This window comes from Streptomyces sp. CB01249 (assembly GCF_001905735.1).
Taxonomy (GTDB): Bacteria; Actinomycetota; Actinomycetes; order Streptomycetales; family Streptomycetaceae; genus Streptomyces.
The window spans coordinates 221,886-239,231 of sequence record NZ_LISW01000008.1; the positions used below are offsets into that span (position 1 = coordinate 221,886).

At 71.8% G+C, this 17,346-nt stretch carries 12 protein-coding genes; 4 read left to right on the forward strand and 8 right to left on the reverse strand.

Annotated elements, in window-relative coordinates; translation table 11 throughout:
* Positions 1–3 precede the first annotated feature (3 nt).
* The 3 genes from AMK18_RS29565 to AMK18_RS29575 all read right to left on the reverse strand — a co-directional run bounded on the left by AMK18_RS29565 (position 4) and on the right by AMK18_RS29575 (position 4,179).
* Positions 4–702: a hypothetical protein gene (locus tag AMK18_RS29565; protein ID WP_073865171.1), complete on the reverse strand. Its 699-nt coding sequence runs from the start codon at positions 700–702 to the stop codon at positions 4–6.
* A gap of 61 nt (positions 703–763) precedes the next feature.
* Entirely contained in the window at positions 764–1,648 is an 885-nt protein-coding gene (locus AMK18_RS29570) for an acyl-CoA thioesterase (protein ID WP_073865261.1), read from the reverse strand.
* 17 nt (positions 1,649–1,665) lie between these two features.
* Complete coding sequence (locus AMK18_RS29575; RefSeq protein WP_018105251.1) at positions 1,666–4,179, reverse strand: DEAD/DEAH box helicase; 2,514 nt, start codon at positions 4,177–4,179, stop codon at positions 1,666–1,668.
* Positions 4,180–4,349: 170 nt separating this feature from the next.
* Between AMK18_RS29575 and AMK18_RS29580 the strand changes: the two genes are divergently transcribed.
* On the forward strand, positions 4,350–5,141 hold the full coding sequence (locus tag AMK18_RS29580; protein WP_026171803.1) for a metal-dependent hydrolase: 792 nt from the start codon (positions 4,350–4,352) through the stop codon (positions 5,139–5,141).
* 43 nt (positions 5,142–5,184) lie between these two features.
* On the opposite strand, the gene AMK18_RS29585 is transcribed toward AMK18_RS29580, so the two are convergent.
* Both AMK18_RS29585 and AMK18_RS29590 read right to left on the reverse strand, forming a co-directional pair.
* Positions 5,185–6,981, reverse strand: coding sequence for an ABC transporter ATP-binding protein (locus AMK18_RS29585; protein WP_073865172.1), 1,797 nt, complete (start codon positions 6,979–6,981; stop codon positions 5,185–5,187).
* A gap of 11 nt (positions 6,982–6,992) precedes the next feature.
* Positions 6,993–8,816, reverse strand: coding sequence for an ABC transporter transmembrane domain-containing protein (locus AMK18_RS29590; RefSeq protein ID WP_073865173.1), 1,824 nt, complete (start codon positions 8,814–8,816; stop codon positions 6,993–6,995).
* Positions 8,817–9,111: 295 nt separating this feature from the next.
* On the opposite strand from AMK18_RS29590, the gene AMK18_RS29595 reads away from it, so the two are divergent.
* Complete coding sequence (locus AMK18_RS29595; RefSeq protein ID WP_073865174.1) at positions 9,112–9,831, forward strand: L,D-transpeptidase family protein; 720 nt, start codon at positions 9,112–9,114, stop codon at positions 9,829–9,831.
* Between the two features lie 10 nt (positions 9,832–9,841).
* Here AMK18_RS29595 and AMK18_RS29600 read toward each other — a convergent pair whose 3' ends face one another.
* Together AMK18_RS29600 and AMK18_RS29605 are read right to left on the reverse strand one after the other, a co-directional pair.
* Positions 9,842–12,775, reverse strand: coding sequence for an FAD-binding and (Fe-S)-binding domain-containing protein (locus tag AMK18_RS29600; RefSeq protein WP_073865175.1), 2,934 nt, complete (start codon positions 12,773–12,775; stop codon positions 9,842–9,844).
* A gap of 58 nt (positions 12,776–12,833) precedes the next feature.
* Complete coding sequence (locus tag AMK18_RS29605) at positions 12,834–13,277, reverse strand: MarR family winged helix-turn-helix transcriptional regulator (RefSeq protein ID WP_018105257.1); 444 nt, start codon at positions 13,275–13,277, stop codon at positions 12,834–12,836.
* Positions 13,278–13,421: 144 nt separating this feature from the next.
* Here AMK18_RS29605 and AMK18_RS29610 point away from each other — a divergent pair, with 144 nt between their 5' ends.
* Positions 13,422–15,227: an ABC transporter ATP-binding protein gene (locus tag AMK18_RS29610; protein ID WP_018105258.1), complete on the forward strand. Its 1,806-nt coding sequence runs from the start codon at positions 13,422–13,424 to the stop codon at positions 15,225–15,227.
* A gap of 53 nt (positions 15,228–15,280) precedes the next feature.
* Positions 15,281–16,141, forward strand: a complete 861-nt coding sequence (gene mltG, locus AMK18_RS29615; RefSeq protein ID WP_073865176.1) for an endolytic transglycosylase MltG — start codon at positions 15,281–15,283, stop codon at positions 16,139–16,141.
* Between the two features lie 15 nt (positions 16,142–16,156).
* Here the strand turns inward: mltG and AMK18_RS29620 are convergent, their stop codons facing one another.
* Positions 16,157–17,248: an NAD(P)-binding domain-containing protein gene (locus AMK18_RS29620; protein WP_073865262.1), complete on the reverse strand. Its 1,092-nt coding sequence runs from the start codon at positions 17,246–17,248 to the stop codon at positions 16,157–16,159.
* Between the last annotated feature and the right edge of the window lie 98 nt (positions 17,249–17,346).

A 17,346-nucleotide genomic window follows, 5' to 3' on the forward strand; every position in this document is an offset into this window, starting at 1 on the left:
CCGCTACTCCCGCTTGTCGTCCCAGGGCGTGCCCAGCCAGCTGTCGAACGACGTGATCAGCGCCGTCAGCGCCGCCGCCAGCCGCTGATCGGTCCACTGCGCGTGGACGACGACCTCGCCGTCGGAATGGAACTCGAACGGGGTCTCACCGGCCGCCCGCCAGCGGATGCGCCGGGGCCCGCGCGGTACGTCGCCGCCGCCGCTCACCAGGCTGCCCACGCCGATGGCCAGCCACAGCGGGAACAGGAGCCACCACACGTACCACCAGAAGATCCGGCCCTTGAGTCCGACGGCCTCGGGGCAGCCGGTCTGGGCGACCGTCCAGCGGGTGCGCAGGCCCTTGCCCGAGCACGCCTTCTCGCGGACGACCGTGCCCAGCACCTCGCCGTAACCGCCCAGCACCTGGTACGCCGATACCCCGTCACCGGATGACGCGGTGACGACCGTTGCCAGCCGGGCGCGGCGCTCCGGGTCGGCCCACAGGACGAAGGAACGGGCGCCGTCCTTGCGGGCGGCGAGGTACGCCGGTATGCCGCCCGGCGGCAGTTCCCGCTCCAGATGGGCCAGCACCCGCGACTCACCGGCCGGCCCGTCCGCGACCTTGACGACATGGCTGAAGGGAGAGACGGGAGGAAGCGGCGGCTCGCCCTTGCGCGGCTTCCTCCCCGTCGCGACGGGACTCACTTTCAGGACGGTGGCCACGTGCGCGCTCCTCCGTTGTGATGATCGGGAAGTCGAACAGTAGCTCTACCGTCTGAGGGAGTTACGCGGACGGCGCGACGTCCAGCCGCCGGAACAGGCCCTCCTGCACCACCGACACCAGCAGATTGCCCGCCCGGTCGTAGATCCGGCCGCGTGCCAGACCCCGCCCGCCCGTCGCGACCGGCGACTCCTGGTCGTACAGGAACCACTCGTCCGCCCGGAACGGCCGGTGGAACCACATCGCGTGGTCCAGCGACGCCATGTCGAAGCCGCGCGGCCCCCACAGCGGTTCCACCGGGATGCGGACCGCGTCCAGGAGCGTCATGTCACTCGCGTACGTCAACGCGCAGGTGTGCACCAGCGGATCGTCGCCCAGCGGCCCCACCGCACGCATCCACACCGCGCTGCGCGGGTCCGCGTCCTTGATCTCCTCGCGCGTCCAGCGCAGCCGGTCCACGTACCGGATGTCGAACGGCTGGCGCCGTGCCATCCGTTCCAGGGCCTCCGGCAGACCGCCCAGGTGCTCGCGCACCTCCTCGGCGACCGTCGGCAGCTCCTCCGGGTCCGGCACCACCCGGGCGGGCGGCAGCTGGTGCTCGAAGCCCGCCTCCTCCGGGCGGTGGAACGACGCCGTCAGGTTGAAGATCGTGCGGCCCTGCTGGACCGCCGTCACCCGGCGGGTGGTGAACGACCTGCCGTCCCGGACGCGCTCCACGTCGTACACGATCGGCACCCCGGGACGTCCCGGCCGCAGGAAGTACGCGTGCAGCGAGTGCACCGGCCGGTCCCCGTCCGTGGTGCGGCCCGCCGCCACCAGCGCCTGTCCCGCGACCTGGCCGCCGAAGACCCGCTGAAGCGACTCGTCGGGGCTCCGGCCCCGGAAGATGTTGACCTCGATCCGCTCCAGGTCGAGCAGATCGACCAGGCGCTCGGCGGGGTTCGTCATGCCGTTCTTCTCCACTCTCACAGCTGGCCCACGGACGTGACCCGCACGACCGCCCGGCCCTCCTCGTCCGACGCGGCGAGGTCGACCTCCGCGCTGATGCCCCAGTCATGGTCGCCGTTCGGGTCGGCGAACGTCTGGCGGACCCGCCACACCCCGTGCGCCGCGTCCTCCTCGATCTTCAGCAGCTTCGGGCCGCGCGCGTCCGGACCGGTGCCCAGCTCCTCGTACTCGTCCCAGTACGCGTCCATCGCCTCGCCCCACGCGTCCTCGTCCCAGCCAGCGTCCGCGTCCAGCTCGCCCAGATCGCGGACCCGGTCCAGCGCGGCCAGCTCCACCCGGCGGAACATCGCGTTGCGCACCAGCACCCGGAACGCGCGGGCGTTCGCCGTGACCGGCTTGACCTCGTCCGCCCGCTCCTGCGCCTGCTCGGCGGTCTCCACCTCGGGGTTGGCCAGCTGCTCCCACTCGTCCAGCAGACTGGAGTCGACCTGCCGGACCATCTCGCCCAGCCAGGCGATCAGATCCTCCAGGTCCTCGGACTTCAGGTCGTCCGGAATGGTGTGCTCCAGCGCCTTGTACGCACTCGCCAGATACCGCAGCACGATGCCCTCGGTCCGCGCCAGCTCGTAGTTCGACGTGAACTCCGTGAACGTCATGGCCCGTTCGTACATGTCACGGATCACCGACTTCGGCGACACCGGATGGTCGCCCACCCACGGGTGGCTGCGCCGGTAGACGTCGTACGCGTGCCACAGCAGCTCGCTCAGCGGCTTCGGGTACGTCACCTCCTGGAGCAGCTCCATCCGCTCCTCGTACTCGATGCCGTCGGCCTTCATCTGCCCGACCGCCTCACCGCGCGCCTTGTTCTGCTGCGCCGCCAGGATCTGGCGCGGATCGTCCAGCGTCGACTCCACCACGGAGACCATGTCCAGGGCGTACGACGGCGAGTCCGGGTCCAGCAGCTCGAACGCGGCCAGCGCGAACGTGGACAGCGGCTGGTTCAGCGCGAAGTCCTGCTGGAGATCCACGGTCAGCCGCACGATGCGGCCCTCCGCGTCCGGCTCGTCCAGCTGCTCCACCACACCCCCGTCCAGCAGCGACCGGTAGATCGCGATGGCCCGGCGGATGTGCCGCAGCTGCGCCCGGCGCGGCTCGTGGTTGTCCTCCAGCAGATGCCGCATCGCCTCGAAGGCGTTGCCCGGACGGGCGATCACCGAGAGCAGCATCGTGTGCGTGACCCGGAAACGCGAGGTCAGCGGCTCCGGATCGGACTGGATCAGCTTGTCGAACGTGGTCTCCGACCAGGCCACGAAGCCCTCGGGGGCCTTCTTGCGGACGACCTTCCGCTTCTTCTTCGGGTCGTCACCCGCCTTCTTGACCGCCTTCTCGTTCTCGATGACGTGCTCCGGGGCCTGCGCCACGACGAAGCCCGCCGTGTCGAAGCCCGCCCGGCCCGCCCGCCCGGCGATCTGGTGGAACTCCCGCGCCCGCAGCGTCCGCACCCGGGTGCCGTCGTACTTGGTGAGCGCGGTGAACAGCACCGTGCGGATCGGTACGTTGACGCCGACGCCCAGCGTGTCCGTACCGCAGATCACCTTCAGCAGACCCGCCTGCGCCAGCTTCTCCACCAGCCTGCGGTACTTGGGGAGCATGCCCGCGTGGTGCACCCCGATCCCGTGGCGCACGTACCGCGAGAGGTTCTGGCCGAACTTGGTGGTGAAGCGGAAGTTGCCGATGAGATCGGCGATCTTCTCCTTCTCCTCCTTGGTGCACATGTTGATGCTCATCAGCGACTGCGCCCGCTCCACCGCCGCCGCCTGCGTGAAGTGCACGATGTACACCGGCGACTGCCGGGTCTCCAGCAGCTCCGTGAGCGTCTCGGTGATCGGCGTCAGCCGGTACTCGTAGCTCAGCGGGACCGGACGGGTCGCCGAGCGGATCACGGAGGTCGGGCGGCCGGTGCGCCGCGTCAGGTCCTCCTCGAACATCCGGACGTCGCCGAGCGTCGCCGACATCAGGACGAACTGCGCCTGCGGCAGCTCCAGGATCGGGATCTGCCACGCCCAGCCCCGGTCCTGCTCCGCGTAGAAGTGGAACTCGTCCATCACGACCTGGCCGATGTCCGCGTACTTCCCGTCACGCAGCGCGATCGAGGCCAGCACCTCGGCGGTGCAGCAGATCACCGGGGCGTCGGCGTTGACCGAGGCGTCCCCGGTGAGCATGCCGACGTTCTCCGTACCGAACAGCTTGCACAGATCGAAGAACTTCTCCGAGACCAGCGCCTTGATCGGCGCGGTGTAGAAGGTGACCTTGTCCTGGGCCAGCGCCGTGAAGTGCGCACCCGCCGCGACCAGGCTCTTCCCGGACCCCGTGGGCGTGGAGAGGATCACGTTGGCCCCGGAGACCACCTCGATCAGCGCCTCCTCCTGAGCGGGGTAGAGGGTGATCCCCTGCGTCTCGGTCCAGGACGAGAAAGCCTCGAAGAGGGCGTCGGGGTCGTCGGTCGGTGGCAGCTGATCGATAAGGGTCACGCCCCCATCTTGCCTGTCTTCCACCCCGATGAGGGAACCGGACGACGGCCCGAAGATCACGGACGATACGCTTCCCTCTCAACTCGGCCACACCGCAACGGCGATGGCCGGAATCCCGCGTCCGGCCACCACCGGGCGCACTCGGCGACACCTACGGGGGCTCGGCAGTCATGATGGGACCGGCACACTCTCTGTCAGGGGCGGCGGCCTGGCTGGGGGTGGGTGCCGCGGCCGCGGCCACCGGCCACACCATGCCGTGGCCCGTCCTCGTCGTCGGGGCGCTGATCAGCGCGGGCGCCGCACTCGCCCCCGACCTCGACCACAAATCGGCGACCATCTCGCGCGCCTTCGGGCCCCTCTCACGCGGGGTGTGCGAGATCGTCGACAAGCTCTCGCACGCCGTCTACAAGGCCACCAAGCTGCGGGGCGACTCCAACCGCAACGGCGGACACCGCACCCTCACCCACACCTGGGTCTGGGCCGTTCTGATCGGAGCGGGCGCCTCCGCCGTCGCGTACACCGGCGGGCGCTGGGGGGTCCTCGCGATCCTCTTCGTTCACCTGGTCCTCGCCGTCGAAGGGCTGCTCTGGCGGGCCGCCCGCGTCTCCAGCGACGTCCTGGTGTGGCTGCTCGGCGCGACCAGCGCGTGGATCCTCGCCGGGATCCTCGACAAGCCGGGCAACGGCGCCGACTGGCTCTTCACCGACCCCGGTCAGGAATACCTCTGGCTCGGGCTGCCGATCGTGCTCGGCGCCCTCGTCCACGACATCGGCGACGCGCTGACCGTCTCGGGCTGCCCGATCCTGTGGCCGATCCCGCTGGGCCGCAAGCGCTGGTACCCGATCGGCCCGCCCAAGGCCATGCGCTTCAAGGCCGGCAGCTGGGTGGAGATCAAGGTGCTGATGCCGGTCTTCATGATCCTGGGCGGCGTGGGCGCGGCCGCCGCGATGAACGTCATCTGAGCGAGCCGCCCGGGGACCGGCGCACCGGCCCCCGGGCGCCGTGTCACCCGTGCCAGGAGCGCCAGAGCGCCGCGTACGCCCCGTCCGCCGCCACCAGCTCGTCGTGGCTGCCCAGCTCCGTGATCCGGCCCTGCTCGACCACGGCGATCACGTCCGCGTCGTGCGCGGTGTGCAGCCGGTGCGCGATCGCCACCACCGTGCGGCCCTCCAGCACCCGGGCGAGTGACCGCTCCAGGTTGCGGGCCGCCCGGGGATCGAGCAGCGAGGTCGCCTCGTCCAGAACCAGCGTGTGCGGATCGGCCAGCACCAGCCGGGCGAGCGCGATCTGCTGGGCCTGCGCCGGGGTGATCACCAGACCGCCCGAACCGACCTCCGCGTCGAGCCCCTTGTCCAGCGCCCGCGCCCAGCCGTCGGCGTCGACCGCGGCGAGCGACGCCCACAGCTCCGCGTCCTCGGCGTCCGTACGGGCCAGCCGCAGGTTGTCCCGCAGCGAGCCCACGAACACATGGTGCTCCTGGTTGACCAGCGCCACGTGCGACCGCACCCGCTCCGTCGCCATCCGCGACAGCTCGGCCCCGCCGAGCGTGACGTCACCGGTCCGGGGCGCGCAGATCCCCGCCAGCAGCCGCCCCAGCGTCGACTTGCCCGCGCCCGACGGGCCGACCAGCGCCAGCCGCGTACCCGGCGCGACGTCCAGCGACACCCGGTGCAGCACGTCGACCCCGTCCACGTACCCGAAGCGCACCTCGTCGGCCCGCACGTCCCGGCCGTCCGGGACGACCCCGGGGTCGCCCGCGTCCGGCTCGATCTCCCGGACGCCCACCAGCCGCGCCAGCGACACCTGGGCCACCTGCAGCTCGTCGTACCAGCGCAGGATCAGACCGATCGGGTCCACCATCATCTGCGCGAGCAGCGCACCCGTGGTGAGCTGACCGACGGTCATCCACCCCTCGATGACGAACCAGCCGCCCAGCAGCAGGACCGCGCCGAGGATCGTCGCGTACGTGATGTTGACGACCGGGAACAGCACCGTCCGCAGGAAGAGCGTGTACCGCTCCCATGACGTCCACTGCTTGACGCGCAGGTCCGACAGCGCGACCCGGCGCGCCCCCAGCCGGTGCGCCTCCACGGTCCGCCCCGCGTCCACGGTCTCCGCCAGGGCCGCGGCGACCGCCGCGTAACCGGCGGCCTCCGAGCGGTACGCCGCCGGGCCGCGGCGGAAGTACCAGCGGCAGCCGATGAGCAGCACCGGAAGCGCCACGACCACCGCGAGGGCCAGCGGGGGAGCGGTGACGGTGAGGGCGGCGACCAGCAGGCCCACCCACACCACGCCGATCGTCAGCTGCGGGACGGCCTCGCGCATGGCGTTGGCCAGCCGGTCGATGTCCGTGGTGATCCGGGACAGCAGATCGCCCGTACCGGCCCGCTCCAGCACGCCCGGAGGCAGCCGCACCGAGCGCACGAGGAAGTCCTCGCGCAGGTCCGCGAGCATCTCCTCGCCCAGCATGGCGCTGCGCAGCCGCATGATCCGGGTGGCGACCGTCTGCACCACGAGCGCGCACGCGAACACCGCGGCGGTGCGCTCCAGATGCAGGTCGCGGACCCCGTCGGACAGGTCCTCCACGAGCCCGCCCAGCAGGTACGGGCCCACGATGGAGGAGACCACCGCGAACGTGTTGAGCAGGGTCACCACGATGAACGGCTTACGGTGGCGCCGCATCAGCTCCAGCACGTAGGCCCGTACGGTCGCCGGCCGGCCCACCGGCAGGGTGGTGGCCGTCTCGGGGGCCGCCGGGTCGTAGGCGGGGGGTACGTGGGCCGGTGGGGCGACGCCGGTCATGGTCTGTCCTTTCATGCCCGTTCCTCGACTTCCTGGTGTGCGGCGTGCTCACCGTGCTCCGGGGCTGCCGCGGCCTCCGCCTCGTCGTCGGTCTCGCGGGTGACGACGGTGCGGTAGCGCTCCTCGGTGCGCATCAGCTCGCGGTGCGTGCCGACCGCCACCACCGTGCCGCCGTGCACCAGCGCCACCCGGTCGGCCAGGTCGAGGAGCAGGGGCGACGAGGAGAACACGACGGTCGTACGGTCCGTACGCAGTTCCTTGACGCCCGCCGCTACCCGGGCCTCGGTGTGCGAGTCGACCGCCGAGGTGGGCTCGTCCAGGACCAGCGTGTCCGGGTCGGTCAGCAGCGACCGGGCCAGGGCGAGCCGCTGGCGCTGGCCGCCGGACAGGGACCGGCCGCGTTCGGTGATCCGGGTGTCCAGCGGCTCGCAGTCCGGCTCGGGGGACGCCTGCGCCAGCGCGGCCAGCACGTCGTCGCACTGCGCGGCGGACAGCGCGGCCGCGGCCTCCACCTTCCCGGACGACGGCACGTCCAGCAGTTCGCGCAGAGTGCCCGAGAGCAGCACGGGGTCCTTGTCCTGGACGAGTACGGCGGTACGGGCCGCGCCCGGGTCCAGTTCGTCCAGCGGCACCCCGCCCAGCAGGACGGAGGGCGGCTCGGGGGCGTCGGATTCCGGTGCCTCGGGCTGGGCGTGTCCGCCGAGCCGTTCCGCCAGCCGGCCCGCCTCGTCGGGGTCGCCGCAGACGACTGCGGTGAACCGCCCCTGCGGGGCCAGCAGCCCGGTGACTGGGTCGTACAGGTCGCCGGACGGGACGGTGTCGACGGTGGCCGGGCGGGTGTTCCGGCTCAGCGACAGCACGCGTACGGCGCGCTGCGCGGAGGGGCGGGAGAAGGAGTACGCCATGGCGATCTCCTCGAAGTGCCGCAGCGGGAACAGGGTCAGGGTCGCCGCGCTGTACACCGTCACCAGCTGGCCCACCTCGATCCTGCCGTCCCGGGCGAGGGAGGCCCCGTAGACGACCAGGGAGAGCAGCAGGACGCCGGGCAGCAACACCTGGACCGCCGAGATCAGGGACCACATCCGGGCGCTGTGCACGGCGGCCTCGCGGACCTCCTGCGAGGCGCGCCGGTAGCGGTCCAGGAACAGTTCCTCGCCGCCGATGCCGCGCAGCACGCGCAGCCCGGCCACGGTGTCCGAGGCGAGTTCGGTGGCCCGGCCGCCCTTCTCGCGCTGCACATCCGCCCGCCGGGTGGCACGCGGCAGCAACGGCAGGACGGACAGGGCGAGGAACGGCATGGCGATCGCCACGAGCACGCCCAGCGACGGGAGGTAGAGGACGAGCCCCACGCTGATGACGACGAGGACCGTGGCGGCGGCCAGGAAGCGCGAGAGCGCCTCGACGAACCATCCAATTTTTTCGACGTCACCGGTTGAAACGGCTACGACTTCGCCCGCCGCGACCCGGCGCGTCAGCAGCGAGCCCAGCTCGGCGGTCTTGCGGGACAGCAGCTGCTGGATCCGGGCGGCGGCGGTGATCCAGTTGGTGACGGCGGCCCGGTGGAGCATCGCGTCGCCCACGGCGGTCAGCACGCCCAGCAGCGCGGTCAGCGCACCGGCCAGCGCGAGCCTGCCGCCGGACCGGTCCACGACCGCCTGGACGGCGAGCCCCACGGTCAGCGGGTACCCCGCGATCGAGCACTGGTGCACCAGCCCCCAGAACAAGGACTTGAGCTGCCCGCGGATCTGATTGCGGCCCAGCCACAGCAGGAGGCGGGGACCTGAACGGACATCGGGATCGCCGGGGTCCGAGTACGGAAGGTCGCGAATGTGCATGACATCCCAAAGGATTGGAAGAAACCGGGCCCGCGAGGCGCCGCGAAAGCGCGTCGGGGCAGCACTGAGTCGCCTGCGGGATGCGCAGGCGGGGGAAACCAGACCGCGCAAGCCTTGCCTGTCGCCCGGATCGCGGCAAACGGTTTTACGCGGCGAGGGTGGGGGCGTGGACGTGGGCGGGGCGCCGGGCGCGGGTAAAGATTCGGCACGCTTTCGCCGGGGCCGCCCGGGGTGGACAACGGCGTACATCGCCAGGTGCGAGCATGGACGGATGCGTATAGCCGGTGCGGTTCGGATGGTGGCCTCGGCGGCCGCCTGTGGTGTCCTGCTCACGACCCTGACGTCCTGCGGTGACGACGGGGACACGAAGAAGGGCGCCGCCGCCGAGCGGTCGGCCGCCGCGAAGGGCGGCACGAAGACCCCGGTCAAGGATTTGAAGCGCATCCCCGATGTGGGTGACCGGCTCCAGTCGCAGATCCCGGCCGCATCCCGCCAGGTCGTCGCCGTCTACGGCGAGGGCAAGGACTCCGCGAACTCGACCGTCGTGCTCTACACCAAGTCCGGCTCCACCTGGGACAAGACCGCCTCCTGGAAGGGCCACAACGGCAAGAAGGGCTGGACGCCCGACCACCACGAGAACGACAACCGCAGCCCCGTCGGCGTCTACACCCTCAGCGACGCGGCCGGTGTCCTGCCCGACCCGGGCGCCCGCCTCCCGTACACGCAGACCGCCTCGATCCAGGCCCCGCACTACTGGGCCAAGTCGCACTGGCACGACTTCGACTACGTCATCGCCATCGACTACAACCGCGTCAAGGGCACCCCGCCCAACGACCCGACGCGCCCGCAGGGCCAGACCAAGGGCGGCAGCATCTGGCTGCACATGGACCACGGCAGCGGCACCTCGGCGTGCGTGAGCGTGTCCAAGGAGGCCATGGAGAAGCTGCTGCGCACCCTGGACCCGAAGCAGCACCCGGTCATCGTCATGGGCGACCGGGCCAACCTCCGCGCCTGACGCGCGCCGCTCAGGCGGGACCGGGGCGGGTCGCCCACTCCAGCTCCATCAGGGCGGAGTGATACGAGCGGCCCGTCGCCCGGTCCATGCCGATCTCGCACATCCGGTTGGCCGAGAGATACGCCTCGTAATCCCGGGACCGCACCTCGGCGGCCTCCTTGGCGGTCGCGGACGCCGTCAGCTCCTGATGCAGCATCCCGCGGTCGCCCGCGAAACCGCAGCACGCGGCGTCGTCGGGGATCACGGCCTCGTCGGCGCAGGCCTCGGCGACCGCGCGCAGCCGGTCCACATCGTCCAGGTGCTCCATCGAACAGGTCGGGTGCAGCACGGCCGAACGGGCCTTCCGTAGCACCGTCAGCTCCGGCAGCAACTCGTCCGCCGCCCAGACCAGGGAGTCGACCACGGTCAGCTCGCGGTGCAGCGCCCGGTTGTCCTCGGTGAGATACGGGACCACCTCATGGGCGATGCCCAGGGTGCACGAGGAGGCGTCGACCACCAGCGGCAGCTTCCCCCCGGCCGTCCAGCCCCAGGCCGCTTCCACGATCCGGTTGGCCATCACGGCGTTTCCGGAGTCGTAGCCCTTGGAGTGCCAGATGGTGGCGCAGCAGGTGCCGTTGACATCGTCGGGGATCCAGACGGGCTTGCCCGCCCGGGCCGACACGGCCACCACGGCCTGCGGCAGCGACGGGCCGCGATGGCTGTCCGGGCTGCCGAAGATGCGGTTGACACAGGCCGGGTAGTAGACCGCGCTCGCCCCCGTCCTGGAGGTGCGCGGCAGCTTGCGGGACGCGGCGCCGGGGACCTCGGGAAGCCACTCGGGGACCAGATCGGGGCTCACCGCCCGGCGGGCGAGCCGGGTGACTCCTTGGAGCAGCCGGTCGTCGATCCGGCTCGCCGCGGCGACCGCGAGCCGCGCCGCCGTCTCCGCCGTACGGAAGTGCCGGGCGGCGAGCGCGGCGATCCGCTCCTCGCGCGGGGAGTGCCGCTGGTGGCGGAAGTTCTTCATCATGGCGCCCGTGTCGATGCCGACGGGGCAGGCCAGCTTGCAGGTGGAGTCTCCGGCGCAGGTGTCCACGGCGTCGTAGCCGTAGGCGTCGACCAGGCTGGTCTCGACGGGCGAACCGTCGGGCTGGCGCATCATCTCGCGGCGCAGCACGATCCGCTGGCGCGGTGAGGTCGTCAGGTCGTGGCTGGGACAGGTCGGTTCGCAGAAGCCGCACTCGATGCAGGGGTCGGCGATGGCCTCGACCTTCGGGATGGTCTTCAGCCCGCGCAGATGGGCCTTGGGGTCGCGGTCGAGGACGATCCGCGGCGCCAGCACCCCGTCGGGGTCGATGACCTGCTTCGTACGCCACATCAGTTCGGTGGCCTGCGGGCCCCACTCCAGTTCGAGGAAGGGGGCGATGTTGCGGCCCGTCGCGTGCTCCGCCTTGAGCGATCCGTCGAACCGCTCGACCGTCAGCTTGCAGAAGTCCGCCATGAAGGCGGCGTACCGGTCGACGTCGGACGGCCGCGCCGCGTCGAACGCGAGCAGGAAGTGCAGGTTGCCGTGCGCGGCGTGACCGGCGACGGCGGCGTCGAAGCCGTGCTCGGCCTGGAGCGCCAGCAGCGCCTCGCAGGCGTCGGCCAGCCGGGACGGCGGGACCGCGAAGTCCTCGGTGATCAGCGTCGTGCCCGAGGGGCGGGAGCCGCCGACCGCGGTGACGAACGCCTTGCGGGCCTTCCAGTAGCCGGAGATGGTGCGGGCGTCCCGGGTGAACTCGTTGGTGACCGAGGTGACGGGCCGGACCAGCTCCAGCCCGCGCACCACATCGGCCGCCGCCCGCTCGTACGCCTCCTGGCCCGCCTCGTCCGGGGCCCGGAACTCCACCAGCAGCGCGGCGGTCTCCTTCGGTAGCCCGGCCCAGTCGGCGGGGACCCCCTGCACGCTGACCGAGGCGCGCAGGGTGTTGCCGTCCATCAGCTCCACGGCGATGGCCCCCGCCTCGTTGAACAGCGGGACGGCGGCGGCCGCGGCGGTCAGCGAGGGGAAGAACAGCAGCGCCGTGGAGATCCGGCGGTCCAGCGGCAGGGTGTCGAAGACGACCTCGGAGATGAAGCCGAACGTCCCCTCGGAGCCGACCATGAGGCCGCGCAGGATCTCCACCGGGGTCGAGCCGTCGAGGAACGCGTCCAGCCGGTAGCCGTTGGTGTTCTTGATCTCGTACTTGGCGCGGATACGGGCCGTGAGCGCCGCGTCCGCCTCGATCTCCGCCTTCAGCGCCAGCAGCCCCTCGCACAGCCGCGGCTCGGCCCGGGCCAGATCCTCGTCGGCCGCCGGGTCCGCGGTGTCCACGACGGTGCCGCTCGGCAGCACGAAGGTGAGCGAGGAGACGGTCCGGTACGAATTGCGGGTGGTGCCCGCGGTCATCCCCGAGGCGTTGTTGGCGACGACTCCGCCGATCGTGCACGCGATGGCGCTGGCCGGGTCCGGGCCCAGCAGCCTGCCGTACCGGGCGAGGGAGGCGTTGGCCCGGACGACCGTCGTCCCGGGGCGGATGCGGGCGCGGGCTCCGTCGTCCAGGACCTCGACGCCCGCCCAGTTCCGCCGGACGTCGACCAGGATGTCCTCGCCCTGGGCCTGGCCGTTGAGGCTGGTGCCGGCGGCGCGGAAGACCACGTTGCGGCCCCTGCCGTGCGCGTACGACAGGATCGCCGAGATGTCGTCCAGGTCCTCCGGGACGACGACCACCTGGGGCACGAAGCGGTACGGGCTGGCGTCCGAGGCGTACTTCACCAGGTCGGAGACCTTCCAGAGCACCTTCTCCGCGCCGAGCAGGTCGGTGAGCTCGGTGCGCAGTGTCTCCGGGGTGCCCTGCGCCTGCGCGTCGGGGACGCGGTCGTGGGAGGGCGGGCGCACCGCCGCGGGGCGCAGCGTGTCGGGGTCCGGCTCCAGCAGCGGCATGGTGGTTCTCCTCGGCGGTTCGTCGGTCCGACGGCTCGGCGCCGCCTCCCGTGACCGGTCAGCAGCGACGCTCCGGCATTCCGTTGACCAGGGCGGTCAGCAGACCGCCGAGCACCTCGCGCTGGTCGGCGGTCAATGGAGCCAGGATCTCCTCTGCGGCTGCCCGGCGCGCGTCGCGCAGCGAGCGGAGCGTGGCGATGCCCTCGTCCGTGATCTCGATCCGGACCACCCTACGACTTTGCGGATCGGGGACACGGCGCACCCTGCCGCTCGCCTCCAGTGCGTCGACCAGCGTGGTCACGGCGCGGGGGACCACGTCGAGGCGCTGCGCGAGATCCGCCATCCGGGGCGGTCCGTCGTAATGGGCGACGGTGCGCAGCAGCCGGAACTGCGCCGGGGTGATACCGATCGGCTCCAGCTGGCGGCCCTGGATGCGCTGGAGCCTGCGCGTCAGCCGCAGCAGCTGCTCGGCGAGCATGCCGTCGGGGTCGGGGGAGTCCATGGGAAGAACGATATCAGGACTTCGTTCATTGTGAGTAGGGGTAACAATGAGCTATGCTCTCATTCGGCTCGACTGTCACGGTCGCGATCCCCGCGCCCGGGCGGCCCCGCCCGCACCACTGCCGCACGCCCGACGAAGGAGCCCATGAAACCCGACGAACCCACGTGGACACCCCCGCCCAAGGACGACGCCCAGCCGCCCGCCGAGCTGCGCCGCATCCTCCGCCTCTTCCGCCCGTACCGCGGCCGCCTCGCGGTGGTCGGCCTGCTCGTCGGCGCCTCGTCGCTGGTGTCGGTCGCCTCGCCGTTCCTGCTGCGCGAGATCCTGGACACCGCCCTCCCGCAGGGCCGGACCGGGCTGCTCACGCTGCTCGCGCTCGGCATGATCCTCACCGCCGTGATGAACAGCGTCTTCGGCGTGCTCCAGACCCTCATCTCCACCACCGTCGGCCAGCGCGTCATGCACGACCTGCGCACCGCCGTCTACACCCAGCTGCAGCGGATGCCGCTCGCCTTCTTCACCCGGACCCGCACGGGTGAGGTCCAGTCCCGGATCGCCAACGACATCGGGGGCATGCAGGCCACCGTCACCTCGACGGCGACCTCGCTCGTCTCCAACCTCACCGCGGTCATCGCCACCGTCGTCGCCATGCTCGCGCTCGACTGGCGGCTCACCGTCGTCTCGCTGCTCCTGCTGCCCGTCTTCGTCTGGATCAGCCGCCGGGTCGGCCGCGAGCGCAAGAAGATCACCACTCAGCGCCAGAAGCAGATGGCCGCCATGGCCGCCACCGTCACCGAGTCGCTGTCCGTCAGCGGCATCCTGCTCGGCCGCACGATGGGCCGCTCCGACTCGCTGACCCAGGGCTTCGCCGAGGAGTCCGAGCGGCTGGTCGACCTCGAAGTGCGCGCCAGCATGGCCGGACGGTGGCGGATGTCCACCATCGGCATCGTCATGGCCGCCATGCCGGCCGTCATCTACTGGGCCGCGGGCATGGCCCTCCAGTCCGGCGGGCCCGCCGTCTCGATCGGCACCCTCGTCGCCTTCGTCTCCCTCCAGCAGGGCCTCTTCCGCCCCGCCGTGAGCCTGCTCTCCACCGGAGTGCAGATGCAGACGTCCCTCGCGCTCTTCCAGCGGATCTTCGAATACCTCGACCTCACCGTGGACATCACGGAGCCGGAGCACCCGGTGCGCCTGGAGAAGGTCCGCGGCGAGGTCCGCTTCGAGAACGTCGACTTCAGCTACGACGAGAAGAGCGGCCCGACCCTCAGCGGCGTCGACGTCACCGTGCCCGCCGGAGCCGCCCTGGCCGTCGTCGGCCCCACGGGATCCGGCAAGTCCACCCTCAGCTACCTGGTGCCGCGGCTCTACGACGTGACCGGCGGCCGGGTCACCCTCGACGGGGTCGACGTGCGCGACCTGGACTTCGACACCCTCGCCCGCGCGGTCGGCGTCGTCTCGCAGGAGACGTACCTCTTCCACGCCTCGGTCGCCGAGAACCTGCGCTTCGCGAAGCCGGACGCCACCGACGAGGAGATCGAGGCGGCCGCCCGCGCCGCGCAGATCCACGACCACATCGCCTCGCTCCCCGACGGCTACGACACCCTCGTGGGGGAACGCGGCTACCGCTTCTCCGGCGGCGAGAAGCAGCGCCTCGCCATCGCGCGGACGATCCTGCGCGACCCGCCGGTGCTCATCCTGGACGAGGCGACGAGCGCGCTCGACACCCGTACGGAATTCGCCGTGCAGGAGGCCATCGACGCGCTCTCCGCCGGACGCACCACGATCACCATCGCCCACCGGCTCTCCACCGTCCGCGACGCCGACCAGATCGTCGTCCTCGACGGCGGCCGCACGGCGGAGCGCGGCACCCACGAGGAACTGCTCCGGCTCGACGGACGGTACGCGGCACTGGTCCGCCGGGACACGGAGATGGCGCCGGTGGCGGGCTGACCGGGAGGCGTGGCTTCCCCGGGGCCGGGACCGGCGCGGGTTAGCGTGCCCGCATGGCGCACGAGACCCCGGATTCCCCGCCCCCGGTCACCCCGCCCCGCCGCCGCACGCGCCTGACCCGGCGCGGCCGCCTGACACTGTTCCTCGGCTCCCTGCTCGTCCTCGCCGTGGCCGCAGCGGTGCTCGTCCCCCTGCTCACACGGGAGACGAAGACCGAGGAGACGGCCCGCACCCTGGTGATCCCCGAGGGCCGCCGGGCCACCCAGGTCTACGAGGCCGTCGACCAAGCCCTCGGCGTACCCGCCGGCACGACCGCCTCCGCCGCGCCGACGTCGGACCTGCCGCTCCCGGGCGCGGCGAAGGGGAACCCCGAGGGCTACCTCTACCCGGCGACGTACCCGGTCACCTCCGCGACCACCCCGAAGAGCCTGCTGCGCTACATGACCGACACGGCGGGCCGGCACTTCGGCGCCGACCACATCACGGCGGGCGCCCGCCGCAACGACGTCACCGTCTACCAGACGGTGACCATCGCCAGCATCGTCCAGGCCGAGGCGGACACCGGGACCGACATGGGCAAGGTCGCCCGCGTCATTCACAACCGCCTGGACCGGGGCATGCCGCTCCAGATGGACTCCACCCTCAACTACGCGTTGAACCGCAGCACCCTGGACACCACCACGGGCGACACCAAGCTCGACAGCCCCTACAACAGCTACGCCCACAAGGGCCTCCCGCCCACGCCCATCGGCAACCCGGGCGAACAGGCGATGACCGCCGCGATCACCCCCACCCCGGGCCCCTGGCTGTACTTCGTGACGGTGGCCCCGGGCGACACCCGCTTCACGGACGACTACGCGGAACAGCAGCGCAACGTGGCGGAGTTCAACCGGAACCGTGGGGGAGGGGGATGAGAGGAGGCCTCGGCATCAGGCGAAGGCGGGCACCTCTGCGGGCGCCGTAGCCGTCCCCTCGCGCAGCAGCGCGACGATCTCCCGCACGGCGGCGCGTCCGGCACGGTTGGCGCCGATCGTGCTGGCGGAGGGGCCGTAGCCGACGAGATGGATGCGCGGATCGCGTACGGCGCGGGTGCCCTCGACCTGGATGCCGCCGCCGCGCTCCCGCAGCCGCAGCGGGGCGAGATGGTCGATGGCCGCGCGGAAACCGGTGGCCCAGAGGATGACGTCGGCCTCGATGCGGCGGCCGTCGTCCCAGGCGACACCGGTGGGTGTGATCCGGTCGAACATGGGGAGGCGGTCCAGCACCCCGGACTCACGGGCGCGCCGGATGGCGTCGTTGACGGGCAGCCCGGTCACGCTGACCACGCTCTGCGGCGGCAGCCCGCGCCGGACCCGTTCCTCCACCATGGCGACGGCGGCCCGACCCTGGTCCGCCCCGAAGGGCCCCTCCCGGAAGACCGGCGGCCGACGCGTGACCCAGTGCGTTTCCGCCGCCACCTCGGCGATCTCCATCAGATGCTGCGTACCGGAGGCGCCGCCGCCGACGACGACCACCCGCTGTCCGGCGAACGCGGCCGGGCCGGGATAGCCCGCCGTGTGCAGCTGCCGTCCCCGGAACGTCTCCTGCCCCGGATAGCGCGGCCAGAAGGGCCGGTCCCACGTCCCGGTCGCGTTGATCAGGGCGCGCGTCGCGTACGTGCCCTCGGAGGTCTCGACGAGCAGTCGCCCGCCCTCGCCCTCGCGCACGGCGGCGACGTCGACCGGCCGGTGCACGCGCAGCCCGAAGGCGCGCTCGTACCGGTCGAAGTAGTCCCCGATGACCTCGGACGAGGGCCGCTCCTCGTCGGCGCCGGTCAGCTCCATGCCCGGCAGCGCGTGCATCCCGTGCACCTTGCCGTACGTCAGCGAAGGCCACCGGAACTGCCAGGCGCCGCCCGGTTCCGGCGCATGGTCGAGGATCACGAAGTCACGGTCCGGCTCCAGACCGCTGCGCCGCAAGTGGTAGGCGGCGGACAGCCCCGCCTGCCCGGCACCGATCACCACGACGTCCACCGACCGCATCGCCATATCGTTCATGCTTCTACCAACTACGACGGGCTCAGGGAACTTCCCGCGCGCCGTCGCTCAGCGGATTCGGCCCCGGACCACGGCAGGATGGG

What these genes read in the sequence shown, in the direction of transcription:
- AMK18_RS29585 (WP_073865172.1), bottom strand. Translation starts at nt 6,981, where the DNA reads ATGACCGGCGTCGCCCCACCGGCCCACGTACCCCCCGCCTACGACCCG.
- AMK18_RS29595 (WP_073865174.1), top strand. Translation starts at nt 9,112, where the DNA reads ATGGTGGCCTCGGCGGCCGCCTGTGGTGTCCTGCTCACGACCCTGACG.
- mltG (WP_073865176.1), top strand. Translation starts at nt 15,281, where the DNA reads ATGGCGCACGAGACCCCGGATTCCCCGCCCCCGGTCACCCCGCCCCGC.
- AMK18_RS29600 (WP_073865175.1), bottom strand. Translation starts at nt 12,775, where the DNA reads ATGCCGCTGCTGGAGCCGGACCCCGACACGCTGCGCCCCGCGGCGGTG.
- AMK18_RS29620 (WP_073865262.1), bottom strand. Translation starts at nt 17,248, where the DNA reads ATGCGGTCGGTGGACGTCGTGGTGATCGGTGCCGGGCAGGCGGGGCTG.
- AMK18_RS29605 (WP_018105257.1), bottom strand. Translation starts at nt 13,277, where the DNA reads ATGGACTCCCCCGACCCCGACGGCATGCTCGCCGAGCAGCTGCTGCGG.
- AMK18_RS29580 (WP_026171803.1), top strand. Translation starts at nt 4,350, where the DNA reads ATGATGGGACCGGCACACTCTCTGTCAGGGGCGGCGGCCTGGCTGGGG.
- AMK18_RS29590 (WP_073865173.1), bottom strand. Translation starts at nt 8,816, where the DNA reads ATGCACATTCGCGACCTTCCGTACTCGGACCCCGGCGATCCCGATGTC.
- AMK18_RS29610 (WP_018105258.1), top strand. Translation starts at nt 13,422, where the DNA reads ATGAAACCCGACGAACCCACGTGGACACCCCCGCCCAAGGACGACGCC.
- AMK18_RS29570 (WP_073865261.1), bottom strand. Translation starts at nt 1,648, where the DNA reads ATGACGAACCCCGCCGAGCGCCTGGTCGATCTGCTCGACCTGGAGCGG.